The following is a 24,250-nucleotide window of genomic DNA, read 5'->3' as shown; positions in this document are numbered from 1 at the left end:
ACACGGGGCTTTCGGGCGCGCGACGGCGGCCGGTCGCCTTCCCCACGGAAGGTGACCGGCCGCCGTCGTACTTTTCGAAAAGTCAGCCGCCGGCGGCACGGGCAGCCTCGATGCCCCGCCGCGCCCAAGCCTGCTGGGCCGGCGTGCCGTAGCGCTCGGCGTACTGCTCGGCGAGCTGGAACTCGACGAGGGCGCGATGGTGTTCCCCGGCCTCGGCGAATCGGTGGCCGAGGTTGCCGTGGAGTTCCACACACCAGCGGCGGGCGCGGAGGCTGTGGGCGCCGGCGGCGTACTCGATGCCGGAGCGGCTCCAGGACTCGGCATGGGCCTCGTCGGCGAGGGCGAGCATGTGGAACGCGTCGGCGGCGAGGAACTCCTCGCCGAGGTGCTCGCCGAGCTCCGCGGCCTGCTCGAAGAGCGGCACGGCCATCTCGCGGTGCCCCGCGGAGTGCAGGAGCCGGCCGCGCTCGAGGAGCACCCGGACGGCGATGGTCGGGTCCGGGCCGGCATCGATCGCGTCCAGGAGCGCGTCCGCCTCCTCGATCCGGCCCTGCAGCCCGATCGCCCGCCCAAGCTGGGTCGTGAGCTCGGCACGCTCGGCCCGATCATAGGCCGGGTCCTCGAGGGCCGCGCGGAAGGCGGCCTCAGAGGCCCCGGGATGCTCGAAGTCCCAGAGGGAGTCGAGGACGGACTGGTCCAGCATGCGGGCCTCCTCGGGGCTCCTCGGGCGCGGGCGGGCGAGGGCGAGTTCGGTGGGACGCCCCCAATCTAGCAAGCGCGCGGGGGTGGGACCGCCCTGCCCGGCCGCCTACCGCGCGAGGCGGCTCCAGCCGAGCGCCTCGCGCTGGGCCTTGGGCAGGGACGCGACCACGAGGTCGTACGAGTCCTCGACGAGGTCACGCACGTCGTCATCTGAGAGGGCTCCGTCGAGCCGGACGTCGCTCCAGTGCGTCTTGTTCATGTGGTACGCGCCCGTGATCTCGGGGTGGGCGGCGCGCAGCTGGACGACAAGCGTGGGCTCGCCCTTGAGCGCGACCGTCAGCGGCACGGCGTCGAGCACCGAGAGCGCGAACATCTTCCCCGGCCGCTCGGCGCCGCCAGCGGGCGCGCGGACCTTGAAGACCGAGGCGTCGGGCCCGAACGGGAAGTCCTCATACGCGCCGGGGAAGCTGAGGCACAGGGACTTGAGCGCCGCGGCGTCCATCAGGCGCCCGACCGGCCGACGGTCCGGATCTCGCGCTGCGGGCATGAGTCCATGACGACGTCGAGCCCGGCAGCCTTGGCGCGCTCGGCGGCAGCCTCGTCCACGACACCGAGCTGCAGCCAGACGGCCTTCGCGCCGACCTCAATGGCCTGGTCCACGACGGCGCCGACGCGCTGGGAGTTGACGAAGCAGTCGACGACGTCGATCGGGTGCAGCTCCACGGGGATGTCCGCGAGCCGGGCGTACCCGGTCTCGCCGTGGACCGCCTCCGCGCGGAGGTTCACGGGGATGATCCGGTGGCCGAGCCGGTCGCGGAGGAACTCGGCGACGCTGTAGGCCGCGCGCCACTCGTGTCCGCTCAGACCGACGACGGCCCACGTGCCGGGCGTCGAGATGAGCCGCTCGATCACTGCGGGGTCGTTGACGTGCGCCATGGGGCCCACTCTACGCCCGGCGTGCTGCGGCGCTGGGCCGGGCCGCCGTGACGGTTCGGCGGCTCAGCGCCCCGAGCCCTTGCCCTGGCCCTGACCCTGCTGGCCCTGGCCCTGGCCCTGCTCTTGCGTCCCGGGAGCCTCGCCGCGGGAGACGCGGGCCAGCTCACGCAGGGCGGCGAGGGAGTCCTCGGCCGCTGCCGTCTCCGGAGCAAGCGCCGAGCCCGCCCCGGAGCCGTCCTCCGTCCCGGAGCCGACGTTCCCGGACTCGGGCCCCGGCGCGGAGTCGCCCCCACCGGCCTCGGCACCGGAAACCGCGCCGCCAGGCGCGTCCGACGCCGAGCGCTCCGCCGCGGCGAGGCCGCCGCCAGCGGCGTCCTTCGCGGCCTCGCGGCCCCCTCCCGCGGTGCCGTCGAGGAGGCCCTGGCCGGTCTTCGCCGCGGCGGGCTTCGTGGGGTGGGCGCCCTTGGCCGCGCCATGGCCGGCGGCGCGGCGCAGCCAGGGCGGGAGCACGCCGTCGTCCTCGGCCTTGCCGGCCACGGGGGCTGGGGCGGGCGCGAGGGGCTCGAGGGCGGGCGACGGCGTGGCCCCGGCGGGCGCGGCGGCCGGCGGCTCGGACATGGCTGCCGGAGGGTCGGGGATGAGCCAGCCGAACGGGCCGCCGCCGAGGGCGGCGACGCCCGTCGCTCCGAGGCCCATGCCGGCCACGACGATCGCGCTGATCATCGCGCCCCGGTGGCGCTTGACCGGGCGCGGGAGCAGCGGTTGGACGACGGCGGCCGGCCGGGCCTCCGGGATGGCCGGCACGGTCGTCGACGCCTTGGCGAGCAGGGCCGCGAGCGGCCCGGACGGAACCGGAGCCGATGCCGGGCGCAGCGCACGGATCCCCTCGAGCGCGCCCGCGAGCGCGCCGTCGTGCGCGAGGCCGGCCTCCGCGAGGACTTCCTGCACCACGGCGCTGGGCTGCCGAGCACTCATCGAACCCATTCCTCCTCCGACACATGATCACGCAGGGCCTTGAGGGCCCTGCGCTGCAGCTGCTTGACCGCGCCGGGGCTCTTCCCGAGCACGTCAGCCACCTCTTCGATGCTCAGCTCCCCGACGATGCGGAGCATGATCACCTCCCGCTGATCGCCCTTGAGCCGGCCGATCAGCAGTTCGGCGTCCGTCTGCCCGGTCGCGACGAGGGCCTCGTGCTCGGCCGAGGAGGCCCTGCGGTCGTCCTCGTCCGGGTCGTAGTCCACCGTCCGCGGCCTGCGTTCGGTGCGCCGGTAGTGGTCCACCACGCGCGCGTGCGCGACGGAGAACACGAAGGTCCGCAGCCCGGCCATCCCCCCGGTGATGCCGTCGAGCCGCGGCAGCACGCTCAAGAAGACGTCCTGGGCGAGTGCCTCGGGGTCGTCGACTCCCCGCCCCCTGAGGTAGCCCAGCACTGCCGGGGCGAGGGCGCGGTACACGAGGGTGAACAGCTCATGCTGCGTGCGGGCGCCGGGGCCTAGGTCTGATTCACTCAGTTCTTCCACGGTGTTCCCCCATGGTCCTGCTGCTCTCGGCGAGGCCACCGGCGTTTCTGACCTGCCGCTGTCACAGTGCGCTCGTCACAGCATATGAGAGAAGCCGGGCTGGAACATGATGGGGGACAGATTCCAGCCCGGCTTGCACTCTGGTTATCGTCCGGGGACGGCTCAGGGTTACGCCGTTCCACAAATTCTTTTTTGGACTAGTCGATGAGGTCCCGGACCACGATCGTCTGGTCCCTGTCCGGGCCCACGCCGATGGCCGAGAACCGGGTCCCGGAGAGCTTCTCGAGGCTCTCGACGTAGTGCCGCGCATTCGCCGGCAGGTCGTCGAGACTCTTGGCCCCCGAGATGTCCTCGGTCCAGCCGTCGAAGTACTCGAAGATCGGCTTCGCGTGGTGGAACTCGGTCTGGGTCATGGGCATCTCGTCGTGCCGCACGCCGTCGACGTCGTACGCCACGCACACGGGGATCCGCTCGATGCCCGTGAGCACATCGAGCTTGGTCACGAAGTAGTCCGTGAAGCCGTTCACGCGGGAGGCGTGGCGAGCCAGAACGGCGTCGTACCAGCCGCAGCGGCGTGGGCGGCCCGTGTTGACGCCGAACTCGCCGCCGGTCTTCTGCAGGTACTGGCCCATCTCGTCGAAGAGCTCGGTGGGGAACGGGCCGGCGCCGACGCGGGTCGTGTACGCCTTGATGATGCCGATCGAGCGCGAGATGCGGGTCGGGCCGATGCCCGAGCCCACCGAGGCGCCGCCCGCCGTCGGGTTCGACGACGTCACGAAGGGGTAGGTGCCGTGGTCGACGTCGAGGAAGGTCGCCTGGCCGCCCTCCATGAGAACCACCTTGCCCTCGTCGAGGGCCTGGTTCAGCACGAAGGTCGAGTCGATGACGAGCGGGCGGAGGCGGTCGGCGAAGGAGAGGAAGTAGTCCACGATCTCCTCAACGAGGACCGCGCGCCGGTTGTACACCTTCACGAGCAGCTCGTTCTTCTGCTTGAGCGAGCCCTCGACCTTCTGGCGAAGGATCGATTCGTCGAAGACGTCCTGGACGCGGATGCCCAGGCGCGCGACCTTGTCCATGTAGGCGGGGCCGATGCCGCGGCCGGTCGTGCCGATCGCGCGCTTGCCGAGGAAGCGCTCGGTGACCTTGTCGAGCGTCTGGTGGAACGGCGCGACGAGGTGCGCGTTCGCCGAGACGCGCAGGCGCGAGGTGTCGGCGCCGCGGGCCTCGAGCCCGTCGATCTCCTCGAAGAGCGCCTCGAGGTTCACGACGCAGCCGTTGCCGATGATCGGGATCGCGTTCGGGCTCAGGATGCCGGCCGGGAGGAGCTTGAGCTCGTACTTCTGGCCGCCGACGACGACGGTGTGCCCCGCGTTGTTGCCGCCGTTGGGCTTGACCACGTAGTCCACGCGGCCACCGAGCAGGTCTGTGGCCTTGCCTTTGCCCTCATCGCCCCACTGGGCTCCGACGATCACGATTGCTGGCACTGGGTCCCTCCCCGGACTCCGCCGCGGCCGGATGCCGGCGGCCTACATGGGAACGCCCCGGGACTCGCCGCGACGACAGCGCTGCAAGAAAGGCCGGGGCTCTTGCCACCCAAGTCTACCGAAGGGGCGCGCCGAGCCGCGAAAATGGGCGCAAAGGGCGGGTGAGGAGGCTCTCGATGGTCGGCGGAGGCCAGGCGGGGCGTGCGGCGGACGACACGGTGCGCGCGGCGCGCTCGCGGGGCGGCCGGATCCTCGCCCGCGGCGGCTTCGTGTTCGTGGGGCTCGTCCACCTGATCATCGCCTACCTCGCCCTGCGCGTGGCGCTGGGCGGCCGCGCGGCGCTGCGCGGGGGCGAGCACGCCGACCAGAGCGGCGCGGTGGGCGCGATCGCCGATGCGCCGTTCGGGCTGGCACTCCTGTGGGCGGGGGCGGTGTGCTGCGCCGCGCTCGGGCTGTGGTGGATCAGCGAGGCGGTCCTCGACGCGCGCCGGCGCTCGAGCGGGACGTGGGACGTGTTGAACTCGGCCGGGAAGGCGGCGCTGTTCCTCGCCGTCGGCGGCCTCTTCCTCTCCTTCGCGCTCGGTGGCGGGCTGGACTCGCGCGAGAAGGCGCAGGAGATCACGGCGACGATCCTCGCGGCGCCGGGCGGCCAGCTCGTGCTCTTCGCGATCGGCGCCGTCCTCGTGGGCGCGGGCGCCTACTACGTGTGGCGCGGCCTGACCAGGACGTTCCTCAAACACGAGGTGCATGCCCACGGCCGGGCCCGCCGGCCCGTCGCCGCGGTGGGCGTGCTGGGCTACGTGGCCAAGGGCGTCGCGCTCGCGATCGTGGGGATCCTCGTCGTCGTCGCGACGGCCCGGCACAACCCGGCCGAGTCGACGGGGCTCGACGGCGCCCTCCGCGGCCTCGCGGCGCAGCCGTACGGGACGTGGCTCCTGGCAGCGGTGGCCCTGGGCCTGGCCTGCTTCGGCGTCTACTCGATGGCCCGGGCCAAGTACGGCACCATCTGACCCCGTGCCCCTTCCGGGTACATGTCCCGCAGGGACACGCGACCCTGCACGCCCCGGACTAGGCGTACTGCCTGCGGAGCTCGGCCTTGCGGATCTTCCCGCTCGCCGTGCGCGGCATCTCCTCGACGAACACGACCGACTTGGGGATCTTGTACCGCGCGAGCCGACCGTCGAGGTGGGCGCGGATGTCCTCCGCGCTCAGGGACGTGCCCTCCCGCAGGGTCACGATCGCCTTCGGGACCTCGCCCCACTTCTCGTCCGGGACGCCGATCACCGCGACGGACGCGACCTGCTCGAGCTCGACGATGAGCGCCTCGACCTCGGCCGGGTAGATGTTCTCCCCGCCGGAGATGATCATGTCCTTGAGCCGGTCCGAGATGTAGAGGAAGCCCTCATCGTCGAGGTAGCCCATGTCCCCGGAGCGGAACCAGCCCTCGTCGAACGCCGCACGGGTCCCCTCGGAGCGGTTCCAGTACTCGCGGATCACGTTCGGGCCCATGATCTGGATCTCGCCCACCTCGCCCGGCCCCACGCGGTCCCCGAGCGGGTCGGCGATGCGCATGTCCGTGAAGAAGTGCGTGAGCCCGGCCGAGCCGGCTTTCTCCCGCGAGCGCTCGGCCGGCAGCATCGTCACGCCGGGCGCGGTCTCGGTCATGCCGTAGCAGCTCGTGAACCCGATGCCGCGGGCCTCGTAGGCCTCGAGGACCCGCGCCGGGATCGCCGAGCCGCCGCACGTGAGCTTCTCGAGCGTGCTGAGGTCGGTGCCCGCCCAGTCGGGGTGCTCGGCGAGGAGCTGGAACGTCGTCGGGACGCCGCTGAGGCTCGTGACCCCGTGCTCGGCGATGAGCGCGAGGGCCCGGCCCGGGTCGAACTTCTGCTCGAGGACCACCGTGGCGCCCTTGAGCAGCATGGGCAGGAGCCCCATATCGAGCGAGCGACGTGGAACAGCGGCGAGATCATGAGTGCGACGTCGTTCCGGCTCAGGTCCATGTCGACGAGCACGTTGTAGCAGTTCCACGTGAGGTTGCCGTGCGTCAGGAGCGCGCCCTTAGGCCGGCCGGTGGTGCCGGACGTGTAGAGGATCATGGCGCCGTCGTCGAGGCTCACCGCCTCGTCGATCGGCTCGGCCGGGGCGGCGGCGAGGGCGTCGTCGTAGCGTTCGACGGCCGACGCCGGGCGGGCGGCGCCGGGGGACCCCACGTGGGAGGTAGGGGCCCCCGTCTCGGCGGTCCAGTCCCCCATCTCGGCGACGACGAGCCGGTGCTGGACCCCCGTGCCCTCGGCGGCGGCCGCGGCGAGGGCCTCGAGCGGCGCCGCGTTGACGAGCACCCGCGCGCCGGAGTCCTGGAGCTGGAACTGCAGCTCGGGCGCCGCGAGCCGGGTGTTGAGCGGGACGAAGATGGCCCCGAGGAGCCCGGCGGCGAAGAACGTCTCGACGAAGGCTGGATCGTTCTCGCCCAGGTACGCGACCCGGTCGCCGCGGGAGACCCCGCGGCGGCGCAGGGCGTTCGCGAGCCGGTCGGCGCGCTCGTCGAGCTCGGCGTACGTGAGCGCGCGCTCTCCGGCGACGATCGCCGTCTTGCGCCCCGACTTGGGCCGCCGGCGGCGCAGCCAGGAGCCAACTCCGTTGTTGTGCACGTGGTCCTCCTTTGAGGAGAGGGCTTGGAGAGAGAGTACGTCCGTCAGCGGACGGTGGTGAGGTCGTTGTCCTTGGATTCGCGGGTGAGCAGGATGAACACCGCGGACACGGCGGCCATGACGGCCAGAAACGCGACGACGGCGCCGATGCTCTGGCCGGAGTCCTTGTAGAGCGAGGCCACGATGCCGGGCGTGAAGCCGGCGCCGATGAGGGTCGCGAGCTGGTAGCCGAGGGCCGCGCCGGTGTACCGCGAGGTCGTCCCGAACTGCTCCGAGACGAACGCCGCGAGGGGGCCGTACAGGGTGGAGTGCAGGATGAGCGCGACCGTGAAGGCCAGGAACACGAGCCAGACGTGGCCTGAGCCGAGCAGCCCGAACATCGGGAACAGGTACGCGACAAAGGCCACGAGGCCGGCGACCATGACCGGCCGGCGCCCGAACCGATCGGAGAGCCGGCCGCCGAAGAGCACGAACGCGATCGAGAGGGCCGAGGCCGCCGCGAACGCGTAGAGCACGCCCTGCTGCGGGGCGCCCTGCGAGACCGCGTAGGTCACCGAGAACGTCGGCAGCACGACCTGCAGCCCGAACCCGGCGGCGCCGGCGAGCATGATGAAGATGAGCGCCTTCGGCCGGCGCAGGACGTCGAGCAGCGGCACCTTGGGCTTGTGCTCGGGACCCATCCCAGCGGCCTCGGCAGCCTCTTCTGCCGCAACAGCCGCCTTGAAGATGGGGCTCTCCGAGACCCGCATCCGGATGAAGAGTCCCACGATCAGCAGCACGAACGAGAGCAGGAACGGCACGCGCCAGCCCCACGCGAGGAACGAGTCCTGGGGCAGTGCCGAGAAGATGCCCATGACGACGGTGCCGAGCACGGCGCCCGAGGGCGCGCCGGCGTTGACGAACGACGCCGAGAAGCCGCGCCGCTTCGGGTCGGAGTGCTCGAGCGCCATGAGCGCCGCCCCGCCCCACTCGCCGCCGACGGCGATGCCCTGGAAGACGCGCAGGACGACGAGGATCACCGCGCCCCACGGGCCGATCACGTCCGCGCCGGGGATGACGCCGATGAGGGTCGAGGCGACGCCCATGACCGCCATGGACACGATGAGCATGCCCTTGCGGCCGAGCCGGTCGCCGAAGTGGCCGAAGATGATGCCGCCGAGCGGACGGGCCACGTAGCCGGCTGCGAACGTCGCGTATGCGGCGACGACGCCGACCCACGGGTCCGTGCCCGCGAAGAACACCTTGGGGAAGGCGACCGCCGCGGCGGTTGCGTAGAGGAGGAAGTCGTAGAACTCGATCGTGCTGCCCAGGTAGCTGGACAGGATGACGCGCCGGGCTTCCTTGCGCTGCGCGCCGGTGCCCAGGGAGGAGAGCTGGGAGGTTCCGGACATGGCGGCCTACTTGTAGAACCGGGCGAGGAACTCGGCGACAACCGCAGGCCGCTCCTGGCCCTCGATCTCGATGGTCGCGGCGACCTTGATCTGGGCCCCGCCCTTGACCTCGGTCACCTCGGCGATCTGGCCGGACATGCGCACCTTCGAGCCGACCTTGACCGGCGAGGTGAAGCGGACCTTGTCGAGACCGTAGTTGACCTTGGTCGTGACGCCCTCGACGTCGAACAGCTCGCCCCAGAACGGGATGATGAGCGAGAGCGTGAGGAAGCCGTGCGCGATCGGGGCGCCGAACGGGCCCTCCTTGGCGCGCTCGGGGTCGACGTGGATCCACTGCTGGTCGTCGGTCGCGTCGGCGAAGAGGTTGACGCGGTCCTGGGTGATCTCGAGCCAGTCGGTCGCGCCGAGGTGCGTGCCGGACAGGGTCAGGAGCCTGTCGAAGTCGACGACGAGCCTGGGCTCGATGGTCCGGGGGGTGGTCATGGGGATTCTCCTGGAGTTGGTGATCACTGGGTGAAGGCGCTCGTGCCGGTGAGGGCCCGGCCGACGATGAGGGCGTTGATCTCGTGGGTGCCCTCGTACGAGTAGACGGCCTCGGCGTCGGCGTGGAAGCGGGCCACGTCGGTATCGAGGATGATGCCGTTCCCGCCCACGACCTCGCGGGCGAGGGCGACGGTCTCGCGCATGTGCAGGCACGTCTGCATCTTCGCGAGCGCGGAGTCCTGGTCGCGGTAGACGCCCTTCTCCTGCTGCTCCGTGAGCCGGACGACGAGCGAGAGGCTCGCGGTCAGGCTCCCGAGCATCCGGGCGAGCTTCTCCTGGACGAGCTGGAACGAGCCGAGCCGGCGGCCGAACTGCTCGCGCTCCTTCACATAGGCGAGGGCGGCCTCGAACGCGCCGGCCTGGATGCCGGTCGCGATCCAGGCGACGTCCGAGCGCATCGCGCGGAGCATCGCCGCGACGTCCCTGAACGAGTCCACGCCCTGCAGGCGGTCAGCGTCGGTGACCCGGACGCCGTCGAGCGTGATGTGCGCGTTCTGCATCATCCGCAGGGACGTCTTGCGCTCGATCTTCTCCACCGTGACGCCGGGCGCCGTCCGCGGGACGAGGAAGGCCTTGACCTGGCCGTCCGACACGTCCCGGGCGAAGACCGCGAGGACGTCCGCCGTCGCGGCGCCGCCGATCCAGCGCTTCGCCCCGTCAATCACCCACTCCTCGCCGTCGCGCCGGGCAGTCGTCGCGAGCCCGCCGGCGATGTCCGAGCCGTGCTCCGGCTCGGTGAGCGAGAAGACGCCCTTGAGCGAGAAGTCGACGACGCGCGGCATCCACTCCCGCTGCTGTTCCGGCGAGGCGCCCACGCGGATCGCGGTCCGGAAGAGCCCGGCCTGCGCGGTGTAGTACGTCGCGAGCGAGGCGTCGGTGCGGGCGAGCTCGAAGATGCGGAAGCCGTGATAGAGCCCCCGGGCCGGGGTCCCGCCACGCGTGAGCTCCGCCGGCTCCATGAGGTCCAGGTCCACGAGCGGCTGCCGGAGCTGATCGGGGAACTCGCCGCGCTCCCAGTGGTCGGCCAGGAGCGGACGCGCCGTCTCGTCGAGGAACCTCCGGAGCCGGCCGAGCACGCGGCGCTCGTCGTCGGTCAGGAGGGACGCGGCGTCGTACCAGTCGCAGACGTCGTAAAGGCTGTCGTCAAGGGTGTCGGCACCCACGGCAGGCTCCGCCGTCGTCGTCATCTCGCCCCTCCGAGCCCGAGGACGCGCATGGCGTTCCCCTTGAGGATCTTGGGCCGGACCTCGTCCTTGAGCGGGAGGTCCGCGAACGCGCCGAGCCACTTCGCCGGCGTGATGAGCGGGAAGTCTGTGCCGAAGAGCACCTTGTCCTGCAGGACCGAGTTCGAGGCGCGCACGAGCGACTCGGGGAAGTACTTCGGCGACCAGCCGGAGAGGTCGATGAACACATTCGCCTTGTGCGTCGCGATCGAGTTCGCCTCCTCCTGCCACGGCACCGAGGGGTGGGCCATGATCACGGTGAGCTCGGGGAAGTCCGCGGCGACGTCGTCGAGCAGGAGCGGGTTCGAGTACTTGAGCTTGATCCCGTGGCCACCGGGGAGACCCGCGCCCATGCCGTTCTGGCCGGTATGGAAGATCGCCGGAAGGCCGAGCTCGGCCAGCGTCTCCCACAGCGGGTAGAACTCCTCGCTCGAGGGGTCGAAGCCCTGCAGCGACGGGTGGAACTTGAACCCCCGCGCGCCGAGCTCGAGGGCCTGGTGCTTGGCGCGGGCGATCGCGTCCTCGCCCCTGCGTGGGTCCACGGACCCGAAAGGGATGAGGACGTCGTTGTGCTCCGCGGCGCCGGCGATGAGATCCTCGATCGAGTTCGGCTCGTGCCTGAGCTGGGTCCGCGCGTCGACGGTGAAGACGACGGCGGCCATGTTCAGCGCGCGGTACGTGTCCGCGATCTTCTCAAGGGTCGGGTGCCGGTCCTCGGCCTTGAAGTACTTCGAGGAGGCCTCGTTGAGGTCGTCCGGGAGCGAGCAGTGCCCGTGGCCATCGATCTCGACGTGCACGTGCATGTCGATCGCCTCGACCGAGGCGACGTCGATGCCGAGCTCGTAGCGGGCCATGTCAGCGCGCCCCCGCGTTCTCGGGCTGCGCTGCCTTCGCAGCCTCCGGCTGCAGTTCCGCTGGGAGCGGGAGGAACTCCTCGCCCACGCGCTGCAGGTGGGAGCCGATGACCTCGGCCCCGCGCTCCTGGAGGGCCTCGTAGGTCCAGCCGCCCTTGCGGTAGTCAGTCGAGGCGGGCTCGGGGTGGGTCCAGACCTGGAGGCGGTCGCCGCCGGCGCCGATCGCCTGGCCCGTGATGCCGGCCGCGGCGTCCGAGGCGAGGTACGCGACGAGGCCCGCGACGTCGTCGGCCGTGCCGAAGCCGAGGTCGTGGCGGAAGAACGCCGGCATCGCCTCGCCGCGCTCGTCGGCCTCGACGGCCTTGGCGAAGTACGGGACGGTCTTGGTCATGGCGGTCGCGGCGACGGGGATGACCGTGTTGACCGTGACGCCACTCTTCTTCATTTCCAACGCCCAGGTGCGGACCATGCCGACGATGCCGGCCTTCGCCGCAGCGTAGTTGGTCTGGCCGAAGGTGCCGCGCTGGCCCGTCGGCGAGCCGATCGTGATGATCCGGCCCTGCACGCCGTTCTCCTTGAAGTACGCGAACGCCTCCCGGACGCACGTGAAGGTGCCCCTGAGGTGGACGCCGATGACGGCGTCGAAGTCGTCGTCGGTCATCTTGAGCAGGCTCTTGTCGCGCAGGATGCCCGCGTTGGTGACGAGGATGTCGAGGCGGCCGAACGCGTTCACGGCGCCCTCGACGAGGGCCTTCGCGGCCTCCGTGATGCCGACGGGGACGACGACCGCGGTCGCCTTCCCGCCGTCGGCCTCGATCCGCGCGACCGCGGCGGCGGCGGTCTCCTCGCTCACGTCGTTGACGACGACAGCGGCGCCCTGCCGTGCGAGCTCTCGGGCGTAGGCGAGGCCGAGGCCCTGCCCGCTGCCCGTGACGATCGCTACCTTGCCTGCCAGGCTCATGCCGTGCTCCCTTGCACTCGATTCCCGGTCCCACCGGCGGCGTGAGACCCTTGTCACGATCCATGAAAAGCCCGATCATTGAAAAAGTCAATGATTGATTCTGAAGACTGTTGGAGGCGGACGTGAGCGTAGAGAACGGGGTGGAGGCGGGCGCTCCCCGGCTCGCAGAATCGGCGATCGCGGACGACGTCGGCCTGCTGCTCGCTAAGCTGCACGCGGCCGGGTCGGCGCTCAACAACGCGGCGCTCGCCCAGTTCGAACTGCGTGAGCGCTCCTACTCGGTACTGCGGCTCGCGTGCAGCGGGCTCGAGCCGACGCAGCGCGAGCTCGCCGAGTTCCTGAGCCTGGACCCGAGCCAGATCGTCGCGCTCGTGGACGAGCTCGAGAAGCGCGGGCTCGTGGCGCGCGAGCAGGGCCGCAGGGACCGGCGGCAGAAGATCGTGCTCGCGACCGCCGACGGCGAGCGGCTGCATGCGAAGGCCGAGGCCGTGCTCAGGGAGTGCGAGCGAGAGCAGCTCTCCTCGCTGACCCGCCCGGAGGCGGACACCCTCAGATCACTGTTGAGGAAGGCCCTCTGGGGCTGAAGGGACTCAGCGTCACGAGCCGCATACGTTTCGGCGGCAGTTCGCCCCGAACCCCATCAACCGGCCTCAGGCCGCTCCACAATGAGCTGACCCACACGGTTCGTCCTGAGAGCGAGAAGTGCCATGAACCGGTCACGTGCCTTCGGAGCAGCGATGTCAGCAGCGGTCTGCGCGGCGGGGCTTCTCGTGGCCTGCGGCCCGCCCGCTTCAGCGCCCACGGCCAGCCCGGACCACGTCTCCGCGTCCCCGGCCACGCCGACCCCGGGGACTTCTTCCCCCGCTCCAGCGGATTCGGGAACCGCTGATCTCGGCACCCGAGAGGCCGCTCCCACCACTCCTGAAGCGCCGGCGGCTTGGACGAGCTACACGACGGCGGACGGCGACCTGACCTTCGACCTGCCCCGAACCTGGACGATCAAGGACCCGGCCGGAGAGCTGCCCGAGGGGGGTGGGGTCTTTGTGGAGGTCTCGAACGAGGCAGGCAAGCCGATGGCAACGCTGCGCACCAACATGGCGACAGGCTCGACCTGCACCGAGCGGCATCCGTACTCGGTGCTGCGGTCCCAGCCGCTGGCGGCCCTGGCGCAGGGCGGAGAGACACCGCGCTTCGTCTTCGAGACACGAGGCGATCCCTCCGCCGCCGAACCCAGCCACACCACCGTCGCCGGCTACGGCATCGTGACAGGCCAGGAACCCACCGGCGACACGGCCTGCCCCCTCTTCCACTTCTTCCGGTGGCCTCCCAGCGCGGCCATGTTCGGGGCGTTCTACAACCCGGAGAACAACGCGACCCCGCGCGATCCCTCGGCGCCCTACCTCGAGAAGGCCAAGCTGTACGCCGGCACGCAGGAGTTCCAGGACATCGCGCGGATGATCACCTCGCTCCGGCCTGCCGGGTAAGCCAGGGCTTGGGCGCGTCAGGCACCGCCGACTCAGGGTTCGAGCAGGTCCTTGAGGTTGCCGAGCACGATGCGCCAGGTCTTCTCCGATTCCCGCGCCTCGTCCTCGCTGCTGTTGTTGCCCTGCGTGATGGTCACGTTCGATCCGGCGGGGACCGGATCGATCCGGTACTCGACTGTGTGGTAGTTCTCCGCGAGATCCGGCTTGCCACTCAGCGGGCTGTAGTGGCTGATCCGCAGGAGCGTTGGGGGCTCCGAGGCCAGGATCTCCCCGTGGTCCTCGTAGTGCCTGCCCTGCCACTCCCCCTTGAACGTGATCGGGCTGCCCACCTCCCACGTGGACTCGGCATCCGTGCCGAGGAAGTACTCCTTGATCTGCTCCGGAGTGGTGAGGGCCTCCCACACGCGCTCGGGCTGTGCCTCGATGGTCATGGACGCGACGGCGTCCCTCGCGATGTTGTTCATGACGTCCTCCTCGCCGCCCAACGTACGCCGGGCGGCGGGGCGTGCCAACGTTTCAGGAAGGCGGTTTGTAAGCGTCAGCGCTTGGAGCGGCTCGGCCCGGCCTTGTCGTAGCTGGCCCGGGCCTCTTCAATGCTCGGGTAGTTGGCAATGGCCCAGCTCGCGAGTGCCAGGGACGGCTCGATGAGTGTCCGGCCCACGCTCGTGAGCTCGTACTCCACGCGCGGAGGCACCTCGGCGTGGACAGTTCGGTCGATGAGGCCGTCCCGTTCGAGCTGCCGCAGCGTGAGGGTGAGCATCCGCTGGGAGATGCCGGGGATGTGGTGCTGGAGCTCGGTGAAGCGGAGCCTGCCGTCCATGAGGGTGCCGATCACGAGCAGCGACCACTTGTCCCCGATGCGGTCGAGGACCTCCCGGATGGCCTTGCCATGGCTGTCGTTCCCCTTGCACGAGCCCTCGTACGCGCTCTTCGGCTCCTCGGCCCTCAGCTCGGCGGCGTCCATGGACTGCTCCTATCCGTCATCCTGATGTGCCCCACGCACACGGAAGTGCCTTTTGTAGGCCTCTTCCAGGTGGCGCATCATGGCGTTACTTACTCATCGTAACAGTACACATGTTTTGTCTGTTACCCAACGAAGGAGAAGCTGCCATGCTCGTCGCCCTGTGGATCATCAACGGCCTCCTCGCACTCCTCTTCCTCGCAGCCGGAACCGTCAAGACGGTCCGGCCCAAGGAAGCCCTGGCCAGCGCGGGCATGCCCTGGGTCGAGGACTTCGGGCCCCGCACGGTCAACCTCATCGGCCTCGCCGAAGTGCTTGCGGCAATCGGACTCGTGCTTCCCCTGCTGCTGGGCATTGCGCCGGTCCTGACGCCGCTCGCGGCGCTCGGCTTGGTCATCGTGATGATCGGCGCCGCCGTCGTCCACCTCCGCCGAAGCGAGAACGCCAGCGTGCCCGTCGTCCTCGCGGCCTTGGCCGCCGCCAGCGCGGTCATCGGCTTCGCCGTCGTCCTCGGGTGATCCGCCGGATCCGGCCTCAGGCCGGAGTCCGGGTGTTATCGGGAGGGTCTCGATGCCACGCCTGTCGCGGGCCGTCGACGTGGCACGGCCGAGCCAGATCGTCGTCTCCGGGTCCCACCCCGGCTACAGCCACCTTGAAGGTCGCTCGTTGATTCCGGCCGAACGATGGTGAGGGTCCCACCTGCCTCCGCGTGTCAGAACGGTGGTGGTTCTTGCCCAGATGTGCTGGGCGGTGGGCTCTTGGATGGGTTGTCGGGTGGACTCTCGGGCGGCCTTTCGGGCGGGCGGGGCAGACCGGGCGTCGTGATGTGGGTGCGGCCAAGGGGTGAGGTCCAGGCGATCGTCCCGTCGGTGCCGGGCTGGGAGGCGGTCCAGTGTCCGAGGGTTTTGAAGCGGTGGTGCTCCGAGCACAGGAGGGCGAGGTTGGCGGCGTCTGTGGTGCCGCCGCGGGACCATTCATGGGTGTGGTCGGCCTCGGTGTGGGGGTGGGTGCGGTCGCAGGCGGGGAAGCGGCATCCGGTGTCCCTCGCGGCGAGGAAGCGCCGCAGCGCCGGGGGCGGGGTGTAGCGGGTTCGTCCGAGGGCGAGCGGGGTGCCGGTCTGCGGGTGGGTAAGGATCCGCAGCCAGGTGTCGGCCTGGGCGGCCAGGCGGCGGGCGGTGGCCGCGTCGATGGGGCCGTAGCCGAGGATCTCGCCGGGTGCGTCGCCGAAGGCCAGGCCGGCCGCGGCGAGCTCGACGGCCAGGCCGTCGGAGGGGCTGTCGGCGGAGGGGCTGTCGGCGAGTTCGCTGGTGGAGCTGCCGGCGGGAGCGTCGGCTGGGGCTGGGAGCGGCTGGGGGACGAGCGTCGTGGCGGGGACGGTCACGACGATCTCCATGCGGACTCCACCGCGGGGCGAGCCACCGGCCGGGGCGCCGGCAGCCGGGGAGCCATCAGCCGAGGAGCCGTCGGTCGGGGCGAGGAGGATGTCGGTGAGGGCGTCGGCGCGGCGCTGCGCGGTGGTGCGGGGGTCCTGGGGGGATGCCTGGGCTCGGGCGGCGGCCTGGAGCCGGGCGTCGATGGCGGCGCCGGCCTCCAGCGGGAGGTAGGCCCAGAGGTGGCACATCCCGTCGTCGCCGGGCTCGAGGTCGACCCGGCGATGCTCCCGGGCCTGCCGGGCCCTGGTGGTGAGGGTCTGGGCGCTGTGCTCCTCGGCCATGCGCCGCAGCGCCCTCGAGAGCGCGGGCACGGAGGGCCGCTCCGGGCCCTGGGCCGCGGGCTGGGCCGGGCCGCCGGCGGGCTCGCCGGCGGGGGCGGCGAGGGCGACGGCACGCTCGAGGAACCCCGCGACGTCGGCCGCGGGGACGGGGGCGGCGGAGCGCAGGATGGTCTGGGCCCGGGGCCGGTCCAGCCGGCCCTGCTGCAGCGCGGTGAGCACGGGGGCGGCCTCGGGCGCCGTCATCTCCAGGGCCTCGGCCACGAGCGCCCTTGCGGCCCGCGGGGGGAGGGAGCGCTCGGCGGCGATCTCGGCCGCCGTCAGGGACGGGGCCTGGGAGCGCTCGAGCGCGCCCGGCGCGTCCGCCCCGAGGAGGTTCGCGATCCCGCGGACCATGAGGACCCGCAGGGCGTGCAGCTGTGCCTCGGCCGCGTCGGCGCCGGCCAGGCCCGCCATCAGCGCCTCGATCGAACGCTGCCGTCTGCGGGCAGCGGCCGCCGCCGGATGGAGGATCACGGGGCCGCCCTCGGCATCCTCCTCCTCGGCCTCCCAGTCCCGGCACTCGTAGTCGGCCCGGCCGGGATCCGAGGCGGGGTCGTCAAGATACGCCGGGTAGTCCCTACCGTCACACGCCTCCGCCTCGTCAGAGAACAGCTCGGGATCCTCAAACCACGGCTCTGAGTCCTCGGATATCGGCCCCGGATCCCCGAGCCACGGCCCCGGATCCCCGAGCCACGGCTCCGGATCCCCAATCGGCAGCGGGACGGGCCCGGGCGGCATGGACGACGCCCCCAACGCGTCGTCGTCCGCCATCCCCCGGAACTCCTCCATGACCCCACCCCATCACAGGGGTCCGACATTTCTCGCGGCCGCGAACTACCTGACCATCCGGACGTCGACGAACGCCCCGGTCAGCTCGTCCACGACCTCGGCGCCGTCGGCCACGAAGCCGTTGCGCCGATAGAACGCCTGGGCCCTCGCGTTGTCCTGCGCGACCCAAAGGAAGCCGGGCCGCATGCCGAGCACCTCGTCGAGCAGCGCCTGCCCGATGCCAGTGCCGTGGTGCGAGCGCAGGACGTAGAGCATGTTCAGCGCCGTGGGCCTCGGCGCGTCCGCCCCCTCGACGGGGCCCGCGAGGGCGAACCCGACGATGAGATCAGCATCGGTCTCCGCCACCGCGGCCCGCCACTCCGCGGACACGTTCTGGACGATCCACGTCCACTGGCGCCGCCGCTGCTCGAGCACCGCGGCCGAGAAGTAGTCCGCCGGCAGCAGGTGGGCGTAGGTCTCCTTCCACGTGACGACGTGAAGGCTCGCGAGGACGTCGACGTCGTCCTCCCGCGGCGGCCGGATGCTGAACGAGGGCGATCCCATAGGCAGAGCCTAGGCCAGCACCCGGTCCAGGAAGGCGTTGCGGAACGTGCCCTCCGGGTCGCGCTTCGCGACGAGGTCGCCGAAGTCCCCCAGGCGCGGGTACGCCGCGGCGAGCTGCGCGGCGTCGGCGGCGAAGAGCTTGCCCCAGTGCGGGCGCGCGCCGAACGGGGCCAGGGCGGCTTCGAGCTCGGGCAGCACCGCCTCGACCTCGGGCTGGCGCGGCTTCCACGTGAAGTGCAGCGCGACGCTGTCCTGCCGGTAGCTCGGGCTGAGCCAGAACTCGTCGCCGGCCACAGTGCGCACCTCGGAGACGAACAGCAGCGGCAGGAGCGTCGGCGACAGCCGCCGCAGCTCCCGGAGTGCCTCGGCCGCGTGCCGGCGCGGGAGCAGGTACTCGGTCTGCAGCTCGTCGCCGTTGCTGGGCGTGAACTCGTGCCGGAAGTGCGGCAGCCGGTCCAGCCATCGGCCGGGGACGTCGAGCTGCTCGGTGCAGTTCTCGGCGGACATGTCGGGCAGCGGGTGCCGCGAGCGCGTCGCGGGAACGGCGCCGTGGAAGGACGACGGCGCCGCCTCGCCCCCGCGGGCCAGGCCGGCGCGGTCGTGGGCGGCGCCGTCGTGGGCGGCACTGTCGTGGGCGGCACCCTGCACGCGCACCTTCCGCCACACCTGCGGGATCGTGTCCCCGGCGTAGTCGGTGAAGAGCGAGACGCTGTAGCCGTCCCCGGCGACCTCGTCGAAGGAGGCGAGCGCCGCCTCCCAGGGCAGGCTCTCGAAGACCTGCTGCCGGATCTGGTAGGTGGGCTCGACGGCGAGCTCGAGCGCCGTGACGATGCCGAGGGCACCGAGGCCGACGACGCTCGCGAGGAACTCCTCGCCGTCGGCCTCCTCGAGCCGCTCGACCTCACCCGAGGCCCGGACGAGCTCGATCGCCGTCACCGCGGAGGCCAGCGCGGGGCTCGCGATCCCCGAGCCGTGCGTGCCCGTCTGCACGGCGCCGGCCACCGAGATGTGCGGGAGGGAGGCCATGTTGTGCAGGGCGAAGCCCTCAGGCTCGATCGACCGAGCCAGCTCGCCGTAGCTCATGCCCCCGGGCACGCGGACGAGGCGGCGGGCCGTGTCGAGCTGCGCCTCCCCCGGCAGCCGATCCAGGACGACCTGCATGCCATCGGTGTCGGCGATGTCGGTGAAGCAGTGCCGAGAGCCGAGGGCTTTGACCCGCTCCCCCCTCTGTGACGCGCGGGCGACGAGCTCGGAGAGCTCCTCGACTGAGCCCGGGCGCTCCACGGCGGCCGCGGCGTAGTCCAGGTTTCCGGCCCAGTTCTTCATGCGTCTCGCTTTCCAGGGGTCTCTGCCGCCGCTGCCGCCGCTGCGCGGTAGCGCGCGAGAACGTCGGGGATGGGCTCGGCCGTGACGGTGGTCGTGGCAGCAGTCTGCCAGGCCGGGAACGCGCCGAGGAGGACACCGGCGGCCTGCCGCGCGGCGCCGTCGGCCACGTACTCCCCCGGCTCGGGCACGGCGACGGGCAGCCCGAAGATGCCCGCGGCGCTCTGCTGGAGGGCGGCCGAGCGGGCGCCTCCGCCCACGAGCACGATCCGCTCCGCCGCGACGCCCAGGTCTGTGAGGGCCTTGAGCCCGTCGGCGAGGGAGCACACGATGCCCTCGACGGCGGCGCGGGCGAGGTTCGCGGGGGTGAAGCTGTGCAGGGTCATGCCGTGCAGCGACCCCGTGGCGTCCGGCAGGTTGGGCGTCCGCTCCCCCTCGAAGTACGGCACGAGGGTCAGGCCCCCGGCGCCCGCGGGGGCGGACAGGGCGAGCTCGGACAGCTCCGGGAGTGTGACGCCGAGGAGCGCCGCCGTCCTGTCGAGCACCCGGGTCGCGTTGAGGGTGCAGGCGAGCGGCAGGTAGTTCCCCGTAGCGTCGGCGAAGCCGGCGACGAGGCCCGAGGCGTCCGCGGTGGGCTGCTCGGCGACGGCGAAGACCGTGCCGGAGGTGCCGACCGAGACGACGACGTCGCCGACGCCGGCCGCGACGCCGAGCCCGGCGCCCGCGTTGTCCCCAGCGCCGGGGGCGATGAGGGCCCCGCCCGGCGTCTTGAATTCAGGGGCCAGGGGCGCGAGGACCTGGGGCAGCACGGGCACGTGGCCGAGGGTCCGCTCGAGCACCTCGGGAAGATACTCCCCCGTCCGCGGCGACCAATAGCCGGTGCCCGAGGCGTCGGAGCGGTCGGTGCGCAGGGCGGCGAGGCCCTCGGCGCCGCTGCCCGGGCCGAAGCCGGCGAGGCGCCAGCTCAGCCAGTCGTGCGGGAGGCAGACGGCGGCCGTGCGGGCGGCGTTCTCGGGCTCGTTCTCGGCGAGCCAGCGCAGCTTCGTCGCCGTGAGCGACGCGACCGGGACGGTGCCCGTGGTCTCGGCCCACCAGCGGGCGCCAGCGTCGGCGTCGCCGTTCCCTGCTTCTACGACGAGCGACGCCGCGGCGCCGGCCGAGCGTGTGTCGTTCCACAGCAGGGCAGGGCGGACCACGGCGCCGTCGGCGTCGAGGCACACCATTCCGTGCTGCTGGCCGCCCACCGAGATGGCCGCCACGCCGTCGAGCCCGCCGGCCGCGGCGATGGCGGACTGCAGCGACTCCCACCACGCGTCGGGATGGACCTCCGTGCCCTCTGGATGCCGGGCGGAGCCCTCGCGGACGAGGGCCCCGGTCTCGGCGTCCCGGATGACGACCTTGCAGGACTGCGTGGAGCTGTCGACTCCGGCGACGAGTGGCATGTGTTGATGATCCTCTGTGACAGCGCGGCTGGGCGGGCCGTGAGCGGGCGTGACGAGGGCGGGCGGGCGGATCTTAAGGTAACCGCTCAGCGGGCCCCAAGCAGGTGCTCGATCGCGAGCTGGTTGAGCCGGATGAAGGCGTACGAGCGCTCGGCGGCCGCGTCGGCGTCGAACGCCTCGAAGGCCGAGGCGTCGGCGAGCAGCTCCGCCGTCGTCTCCCCCGCGGCGAGCGTCGGCTCGGCGAGCTCGCCCACGCCCGAGACGGCGAGCGCCTCCTGGACCTCGGCGTCGGCGCGGAAGGCCAGCGCGCGCTCCTTGAGCAGGAGGTAGGTGCGCATGTTGGCGCGCGCGGACTCCCACACGCCGTCGTACCCGTCGGTGCGGGAGGGCTTGTAGTCGAAGTGGCGCGGGCCCTCGTAGCGCGGGCCGCCGTTGGGGAAGCCGTTCTCGAGCAGGTCCACCGTGAAGAACGCGCTCGTGAGGTCGCCGTGGCCGAACACGAGGTCCTGGTCGTATTTAATGCCGCGCTGGCCGTTGAGGTCGATGTGGAAGAGCTTGCCGGCCCACAGCGCCTGGGCGATGCCGTGGGTGAAGTTCAGCCCCGCCATCTGCTCGTGGCCCGTCTCGGGGTTGAGGCCCACGATGTCGCTGTTCTCGAGCTCAGCGATGAAGGCGAGGCCGTGACCCACGGTCGGCAGGAGGATGTCGCCGCGGGGCTCGTTGGGCTTGGGCTCGAGCGCGATGCGCAGGCCGTAGCCCTTCTCCTTGATGTATGCGGCGGCGGTGTCGACGCCCTCGCGGTAGCGGTCGAGGGCCGCGTTGAGGTCCTTCGAGCCGTCATACTCGCTGCCCTCGCGCCCGCCCCACATCACGAACGTCTCGGCGCCGAGCTCGGCCGCGTGGTCGATGTTCCGCAGGACCTTGCTCAGGGCGAAGCGTCGCACCGAGCGGTCGTTGGAGGTGAAGCCGCCGTCCTTGAAGGCGGGGTGGCTGAAGAGGTTGGTCGTGACCATCGGGACCTTGAGGCCCGTCTCCTCGAGGGCGGCGCGGAAGCGCTTGAGGATGAGCTCGCGCTCTGCGGCGGGGGCGGCGAACGGGACGAGGTCGTTGTCGTGGAACGTGATGCCGTAGGCGCCGAGCTCGGAAAGCTTGTGCACGGCCTCGGTGGGGTCGAGGGCCGCGCGGGTCGGGACGCCGAAGGGGTCGTTGCCGGTCCAGCCGACGGTCCAGAGGCCGAAGGTGAACTTGTTCTCAGGCGTGGGGGTCAGGGACGTCATGGGCACCTCGTTGGGCTAGTTCCCGGGCGGGGGAAGAATTAGTATGAGTTCTGAACTATATGAGGACTATAGGGGCCGTGATGTGATGTGGTCAACAGCCCTGAGGGAGGGACCATGGATTCTCGCGCCGCCGAGGCCCCGGGCCGCGTCGGGGACGTGCGCCGCCGCAACCTCGCGCTCGTGCTCGGCCGGCTCGAGCCCGACGGCGTTGCGACGCGCGCGGACATCGCCGCTGCGACCGGCCTGACCAAGGCCTCCGTCTCGAGCCTCGTGGCGGACCTGCTCGAGACGGGCCTCGTCGAGGAGCTTGGGGTGACCCGGGCCGGCGAGCGCGGCCGGCCCGGCGTCGGCCTCGCGCTCAGCGCTCGGCGCGGGGCCCTCGGCGCGGAGGTCAACGTGGACTACCTCGCCGTCGGCGTCGTGGACCTGCGCGGCGCGCTGCGCTTCCAGGAGGTCGCCGAGCGCGTGAACCACGGGCGCCCGCCGCACGAGGTCCTCGCCGACCTCGCCGGCCTCGCTGCCCGCGCGGCAGAGGCCGCGGCCGGGGAGGGCATCGAGCTCCTGGGCGGCGGACTGGCCGTCCCCGGCCTCGTGGACCCGGACCGGGACACGGTCCTGACGGCTCCCAACCTCGGCTGGCGCGGCGCCTCGCTCGGTCCGGCCCTGGGTGCGCTCGCGCCGGACGCCCCGTTCGGCGTCGTCCTGACGAACGAGGCCAACAGCGCTGCCCTCGCCGAGCTCTGGTACGGCCGCGGCGCCGAGCTCGGCGACTACCTCTACATCTCCGGCGAGGTCGGCGTGGGCGGCGGGCTCGTCATGGGCACGGAGCTGTTCCCGGGTCCGGGCGGCCACGCGGGCGAGGTCGGGCACCTCGTCGTCGCGCCCGGGGGCGAGCGCTGCAGCTGCGGGGGCCGCGGGTGCCTCGAGACCGTCGCGGGCCAGGACGCGATCCTCGCCGCGGCGGGCATCGCGGCCGACGCCGGGGAGTCGGCGGCGGCGCGGATCGCCGCCCTCGCGGACGCGCTCGCCGCGGGGGACGCGAGGGCGCTCGACGCCGTCGGCCGCGCGGGCGCGGCGCTTGCGGTCGCCGTCGTGGGTGCCGCCCGCCTCGTAGACCTCTCCGCCGCGGTGCTGGGCGGGCACTTCGCCGCGCTGCGCGAATGGATCGAGCCCCCGCTCGCCGCGGCCCTGGCCGACCTCGCGCCCGGCCTCCTGACCCCCGGAGCCATCGCCTTCTCGGACCTGGGCACGACGGCGGCCCTCCGCGGGGCCGCGGGGGCCGCCCTGCGGCGCGCGCTCGAGGCGCCGCATGTCCTCATCCCGTCGGGGGCGGTCGCCGGGTAGATGCGGGGTCACCTCCCAACGATGCGGGGTCACCTCCCAACGATGCGGGGTCACCTCGGCCCGTGGCGGGCTGGGGACCGCTCTGACTCCTGACATCGATGCCGAGGAGGACGACAATCTCGCCATGGACAACCCACCCGTGCAGAACACAGCCCCCGTCCTCGTCGTGGGCGGTACCGGCTTCCTCGGGAGCAAGGTCGCCGCCGAGCTCCTGGCCCGGGGCAAGCAGGTGCGAGCCCTCGTGCGCCCGGGCTCGGACGCAGGCCGGCTCGAGCAGGCCGGGGCCAGCATCGCGCGGGGAGACATGATGGACCCCGCCTCGCTCGATCAGGCCATGGCGGGCGTCGACGCCGTCGTCACCTCCGCCGCCGGCTACACGCGGCACCGCAAGGGCGACACCGCGGTGACGGACACCGTGGGCAACGCGAACCTCATCACCGCCGCGCACCGCGCCGGAATCCGGCGGTTCGTCCTCACGAGCATCCTCACGTGCGACAGGGTCCCGGAGGCGGCACACTTCTGGCACAAGAAGCTGGCTGAGGACCGACTCGAGCACCTCGGCGTCCCCTTCGTGGCCCTGCGCCCGGGGGCATTTCTGGACATGGTCGGCCAGTTCGGGGGCGATCCGTTCGCGAAGGGCCGGCTGATTTGGCCGGGCTCTCCTCTCGTCCCGCTGACCTACGTCCTCACCTCCGACGTGGCCGGCTGCCTCGCCGCCGCCGTCGACGCCCCGGGCATCGAGGGGCAGCGGATCGACATCGGGTGGGACCGGCCCGTGAGCATGCAGGACGTCGCGGAGATCTCGGGACGGCTGCTCGGCCGGCGGATCCGCGTCCGCCGCATCCCGCTCGCGCCCCTCCGGGCCCTCGGGGCGCTGCCCACGCCGGCCAAGCCCATGCTGCGGGACCTCACCGCGATGCTCGACTGGTTCCAGACGGGCGGCTACGTCGCAGACACGGCGCGGCAGCGCGAGGTCTTCGGGGCGGTGCCGCGGGCCGAGGATGCCATCGCCAGGATGCTGAGCGCCTTGGGCCACACGCCGGCCTCGCAGTCGACTGCCTAGCGAGTCGGC

Annotated in this window: 24 protein-coding genes and 1 pseudogene; 6 read left to right on the top strand and 19 right to left on the bottom strand. The window is 72.0% G+C overall.

What is annotated here, in order from left to right:
- Positions 1-82 precede the first annotated feature (82 nt).
- From ACUYMY_RS02785 to ACUYMY_RS02760, 6 genes are all read right to left on the bottom strand, one after another.
- Positions 83-703, bottom strand: a complete 621-nt coding sequence (locus ACUYMY_RS02785; protein ID WP_481702118.1) for a hypothetical protein — start codon at positions 701-703, stop codon at positions 83-85.
- A 105-nt stretch (positions 704-808) separates the two neighbouring features.
- Positions 809-1,204: an MmcQ/YjbR family DNA-binding protein gene (locus ACUYMY_RS02780; RefSeq protein WP_481704937.1), complete on the bottom strand. Its 396-nt coding sequence runs from the start codon at positions 1,202-1,204 to the stop codon at positions 809-811.
- Positions 1,204-1,638, bottom strand: a complete 435-nt coding sequence (locus ACUYMY_RS02775) for a CoA-binding protein (RefSeq protein WP_481702117.1) — start codon at positions 1,636-1,638, stop codon at positions 1,204-1,206. Before ACUYMY_RS02775 ends, ACUYMY_RS02780 begins: the two co-directional genes overlap by 1 nt.
- 63 nt (positions 1,639-1,701) lie before the next feature.
- Positions 1,702-2,613, bottom strand: a complete 912-nt coding sequence (locus ACUYMY_RS02770; protein WP_481702116.1) for a hypothetical protein — start codon at positions 2,611-2,613, stop codon at positions 1,702-1,704.
- The gene (locus ACUYMY_RS02765; protein ID WP_481702115.1) at positions 2,610-3,158 is read right to left on the bottom strand and encodes an RNA polymerase sigma factor; all 549 of its coding nucleotides are present in this window, start codon (positions 3,156-3,158) and stop codon (positions 2,610-2,612) included. The genes ACUYMY_RS02770 and ACUYMY_RS02765 overlap by 4 nt, the downstream gene beginning before the upstream one ends.
- Before the next feature lie 197 nt (positions 3,159-3,355).
- Entirely contained in the window at positions 3,356-4,642 is a 1,287-nt protein-coding gene (locus ACUYMY_RS02760; protein WP_481702114.1) for an adenylosuccinate synthase, read from the bottom strand.
- Positions 4,643-4,818: 176 nt separating this feature from the next.
- Here ACUYMY_RS02760 and ACUYMY_RS02755 point away from each other — a divergent pair, with 176 nt between their 5' ends.
- Positions 4,819-5,652 (top strand): DUF1206 domain-containing protein, encoded by an 834-nt coding sequence (locus tag ACUYMY_RS02755; RefSeq protein ID WP_481702113.1) that lies wholly within the window; start codon positions 4,819-4,821, stop codon positions 5,650-5,652.
- A 58-nt stretch (positions 5,653-5,710) separates the two neighbouring features.
- On the opposite strand, the pseudogene menE reads toward ACUYMY_RS02755, so the two are convergent.
- The 6 genes and pseudogenes from menE to ACUYMY_RS02725 form a co-directional block, all read right to left on the bottom strand.
- Positions 5,711-7,290, bottom strand: a pseudogene (gene menE, locus ACUYMY_RS02750) (o-succinylbenzoate--CoA ligase).
- Between the two features lie 44 nt (positions 7,291-7,334).
- Positions 7,335-8,681, bottom strand: coding sequence for an MFS transporter (locus ACUYMY_RS02745; protein ID WP_481702112.1), 1,347 nt, complete (start codon positions 8,679-8,681; stop codon positions 7,335-7,337).
- 6 nt (positions 8,682-8,687) lie between these two features.
- A complete protein-coding gene (locus tag ACUYMY_RS02740; protein ID WP_481702111.1) occupies positions 8,688-9,164 on the bottom strand; it encodes a MaoC family dehydratase in 477 nt (158 codons plus the stop codon).
- 23 nt (positions 9,165-9,187) lie between these two features.
- On the bottom strand, positions 9,188-10,411 hold the full coding sequence (locus ACUYMY_RS02735) for an acyl-CoA dehydrogenase family protein (RefSeq protein ID WP_481702110.1): 1,224 nt from the start codon (positions 10,409-10,411) through the stop codon (positions 9,188-9,190).
- Entirely contained in the window at positions 10,408-11,301 is an 894-nt protein-coding gene (locus ACUYMY_RS02730) for an amidohydrolase family protein (protein ID WP_481702109.1), read from the bottom strand. The genes ACUYMY_RS02735 and ACUYMY_RS02730 overlap by 4 nt, the downstream gene beginning before the upstream one ends.
- Before the next feature lies 1 nt (position 11,302).
- Positions 11,303-12,262: an SDR family NAD(P)-dependent oxidoreductase gene (locus tag ACUYMY_RS02725; RefSeq protein ID WP_481702108.1), complete on the bottom strand. Its 960-nt coding sequence runs from the start codon at positions 12,260-12,262 to the stop codon at positions 11,303-11,305.
- Between the two features lie 122 nt (positions 12,263-12,384).
- Between ACUYMY_RS02725 and ACUYMY_RS02720 the strand changes: the two genes are divergently transcribed.
- Positions 12,385-12,846, top strand: coding sequence for a MarR family winged helix-turn-helix transcriptional regulator (locus ACUYMY_RS02720; RefSeq protein WP_481702107.1), 462 nt, complete (start codon positions 12,385-12,387; stop codon positions 12,844-12,846).
- Between the two features lie 153 nt (positions 12,847-12,999).
- On the top strand, positions 13,000-13,746 hold the full coding sequence (locus tag ACUYMY_RS02715) for a hypothetical protein (RefSeq protein WP_481702106.1): 747 nt from the start codon (positions 13,000-13,002) through the stop codon (positions 13,744-13,746).
- Positions 13,747-13,778: 32 nt separating this feature from the next.
- Here the strand turns inward: ACUYMY_RS02715 and ACUYMY_RS02710 are convergent, their stop codons facing one another.
- Both ACUYMY_RS02710 and ACUYMY_RS02705 read right to left on the bottom strand, forming a co-directional pair.
- Entirely contained in the window at positions 13,779-14,210 is a 432-nt protein-coding gene (locus ACUYMY_RS02710) for an SRPBCC domain-containing protein (protein ID WP_481702105.1), read from the bottom strand.
- Between the two features lie 74 nt (positions 14,211-14,284).
- Positions 14,285-14,710: a winged helix-turn-helix transcriptional regulator gene (locus tag ACUYMY_RS02705; RefSeq protein ID WP_481702104.1), complete on the bottom strand. Its 426-nt coding sequence runs from the start codon at positions 14,708-14,710 to the stop codon at positions 14,285-14,287.
- Between the two features lie 146 nt (positions 14,711-14,856).
- Here ACUYMY_RS02705 and ACUYMY_RS02700 point away from each other — a divergent pair, with 146 nt between their 5' ends.
- Complete coding sequence (locus tag ACUYMY_RS02700; protein ID WP_481702103.1) at positions 14,857-15,225, top strand: DoxX family protein; 369 nt, start codon at positions 14,857-14,859, stop codon at positions 15,223-15,225.
- Positions 15,226-15,419: 194 nt separating this feature from the next.
- Here the strand turns inward: ACUYMY_RS02700 and ACUYMY_RS02695 are convergent, their stop codons facing one another.
- The 5 genes from ACUYMY_RS02695 to xylA form a co-directional block, all read right to left on the bottom strand.
- The gene (locus ACUYMY_RS02695; RefSeq protein ID WP_481702102.1) at positions 15,420-17,249 is read right to left on the bottom strand and encodes an HNH endonuclease; all 1,830 of its coding nucleotides are present in this window, start codon (positions 17,247-17,249) and stop codon (positions 15,420-15,422) included.
- A 45-nt stretch (positions 17,250-17,294) separates the two neighbouring features.
- Positions 17,295-17,792: an N-acetyltransferase family protein gene (locus ACUYMY_RS02690; protein ID WP_481702101.1), complete on the bottom strand. Its 498-nt coding sequence runs from the start codon at positions 17,790-17,792 to the stop codon at positions 17,295-17,297.
- 9 nt (positions 17,793-17,801) lie between these two features.
- Complete coding sequence (locus ACUYMY_RS02685) at positions 17,802-19,118, bottom strand: D-arabinono-1,4-lactone oxidase (protein ID WP_481702100.1); 1,317 nt, start codon at positions 19,116-19,118, stop codon at positions 17,802-17,804.
- Positions 19,115-20,557 (bottom strand): xylulokinase, encoded by a 1,443-nt coding sequence (locus ACUYMY_RS02680; RefSeq protein ID WP_481702099.1) that lies wholly within the window; start codon positions 20,555-20,557, stop codon positions 19,115-19,117. The genes ACUYMY_RS02685 and ACUYMY_RS02680 overlap by 4 nt, the downstream gene beginning before the upstream one ends.
- 86 nt (positions 20,558-20,643) lie before the next feature.
- Entirely contained in the window at positions 20,644-21,834 is a 1,191-nt protein-coding gene (xylA, locus tag ACUYMY_RS02675) for a xylose isomerase (protein ID WP_481702098.1), read from the bottom strand.
- 114 nt (positions 21,835-21,948) lie between these two features.
- Here xylA and ACUYMY_RS02670 point away from each other — a divergent pair, with 114 nt between their 5' ends.
- Together ACUYMY_RS02670 and ACUYMY_RS02665 are read left to right on the top strand one after the other, a co-directional pair.
- Positions 21,949-23,178: an ROK family transcriptional regulator gene (locus ACUYMY_RS02670; protein ID WP_481702097.1), complete on the top strand. Its 1,230-nt coding sequence runs from the start codon at positions 21,949-21,951 to the stop codon at positions 23,176-23,178.
- A gap of 124 nt (positions 23,179-23,302) precedes the next feature.
- The gene (locus tag ACUYMY_RS02665) at positions 23,303-24,241 is read left to right on the top strand and encodes an SDR family oxidoreductase (RefSeq protein ID WP_481702096.1); all 939 of its coding nucleotides are present in this window, start codon (positions 23,303-23,305) and stop codon (positions 24,239-24,241) included.
- The last annotated feature ends 9 nt before the right edge of the window (positions 24,242-24,250 follow it).

This window comes from Sinomonas sp. T428B (assembly GCF_056780155.1).
This window is presented reverse-complemented; position numbering and strand designations above follow the sequence as displayed.

Coding starts and splice junctions, on each gene's coding strand:
- ACUYMY_RS02770 (WP_481702116.1), bottom strand. CDS start 2,613: ATGAGTGCTCGGCAGCCCAGCGCCGTGGTGCAGGAAGTCCTCGCGGAG.
- ACUYMY_RS02735 (WP_481702110.1), bottom strand. CDS start 10,411: ATGACGACGACGGCGGAGCCTGCCGTGGGTGCCGACACCCTTGACGAC.
- ACUYMY_RS02725 (WP_481702108.1), bottom strand. CDS start 12,262: ATGAGCCTGGCAGGCAAGGTAGCGATCGTCACGGGCAGCGGGCAGGGC.
- xylA (WP_481702098.1), bottom strand. CDS start 21,834: ATGACGTCCCTGACCCCCACGCCTGAGAACAAGTTCACCTTCGGCCTC.
- ACUYMY_RS02775 (WP_481702117.1), bottom strand. CDS start 1,638: ATGGCGCACGTCAACGACCCCGCAGTGATCGAGCGGCTCATCTCGACG.
- ACUYMY_RS02715 (WP_481702106.1), top strand. CDS start 13,000: ATGTCAGCAGCGGTCTGCGCGGCGGGGCTTCTCGTGGCCTGCGGCCCG.
- ACUYMY_RS02785 (WP_481702118.1), bottom strand. CDS start 703: ATGCTGGACCAGTCCGTCCTCGACTCCCTCTGGGACTTCGAGCATCCC.
- ACUYMY_RS02745 (WP_481702112.1), bottom strand. CDS start 8,681: ATGTCCGGAACCTCCCAGCTCTCCTCCCTGGGCACCGGCGCGCAGCGC.
- ACUYMY_RS02730 (WP_481702109.1), bottom strand. CDS start 11,301: ATGGCCCGCTACGAGCTCGGCATCGACGTCGCCTCGGTCGAGGCGATC.
- ACUYMY_RS02690 (WP_481702101.1), bottom strand. CDS start 17,792: ATGGGATCGCCCTCGTTCAGCATCCGGCCGCCGCGGGAGGACGACGTC.
- ACUYMY_RS02755 (WP_481702113.1), top strand. CDS start 4,819: ATGGTCGGCGGAGGCCAGGCGGGGCGTGCGGCGGACGACACGGTGCGC.
- ACUYMY_RS02665 (WP_481702096.1), top strand. CDS start 23,303: ATGGACAACCCACCCGTGCAGAACACAGCCCCCGTCCTCGTCGTGGGC.
- ACUYMY_RS02670 (WP_481702097.1), top strand. CDS start 21,949: ATGGATTCTCGCGCCGCCGAGGCCCCGGGCCGCGTCGGGGACGTGCGC.
- ACUYMY_RS02700 (WP_481702103.1), top strand. CDS start 14,857: ATGCTCGTCGCCCTGTGGATCATCAACGGCCTCCTCGCACTCCTCTTC.
- ACUYMY_RS02780 (WP_481704937.1), bottom strand. CDS start 1,204: ATGGACGCCGCGGCGCTCAAGTCCCTGTGCCTCAGCTTCCCCGGCGCG.
- ACUYMY_RS02685 (WP_481702100.1), bottom strand. CDS start 19,118: ATGAAGAACTGGGCCGGAAACCTGGACTACGCCGCGGCCGCCGTGGAG.
- ACUYMY_RS02695 (WP_481702102.1), bottom strand. CDS start 17,249: ATGGAGGAGTTCCGGGGGATGGCGGACGACGACGCGTTGGGGGCGTCG.
- ACUYMY_RS02705 (WP_481702104.1), bottom strand. CDS start 14,710: ATGGACGCCGCCGAGCTGAGGGCCGAGGAGCCGAAGAGCGCGTACGAG.
- ACUYMY_RS02740 (WP_481702111.1), bottom strand. CDS start 9,164: ATGACCACCCCCCGGACCATCGAGCCCAGGCTCGTCGTCGACTTCGAC.
- ACUYMY_RS02680 (WP_481702099.1), bottom strand. CDS start 20,557: ATGCCACTCGTCGCCGGAGTCGACAGCTCCACGCAGTCCTGCAAGGTC.
- ACUYMY_RS02710 (WP_481702105.1), bottom strand. CDS start 14,210: ATGAACAACATCGCGAGGGACGCCGTCGCGTCCATGACCATCGAGGCA.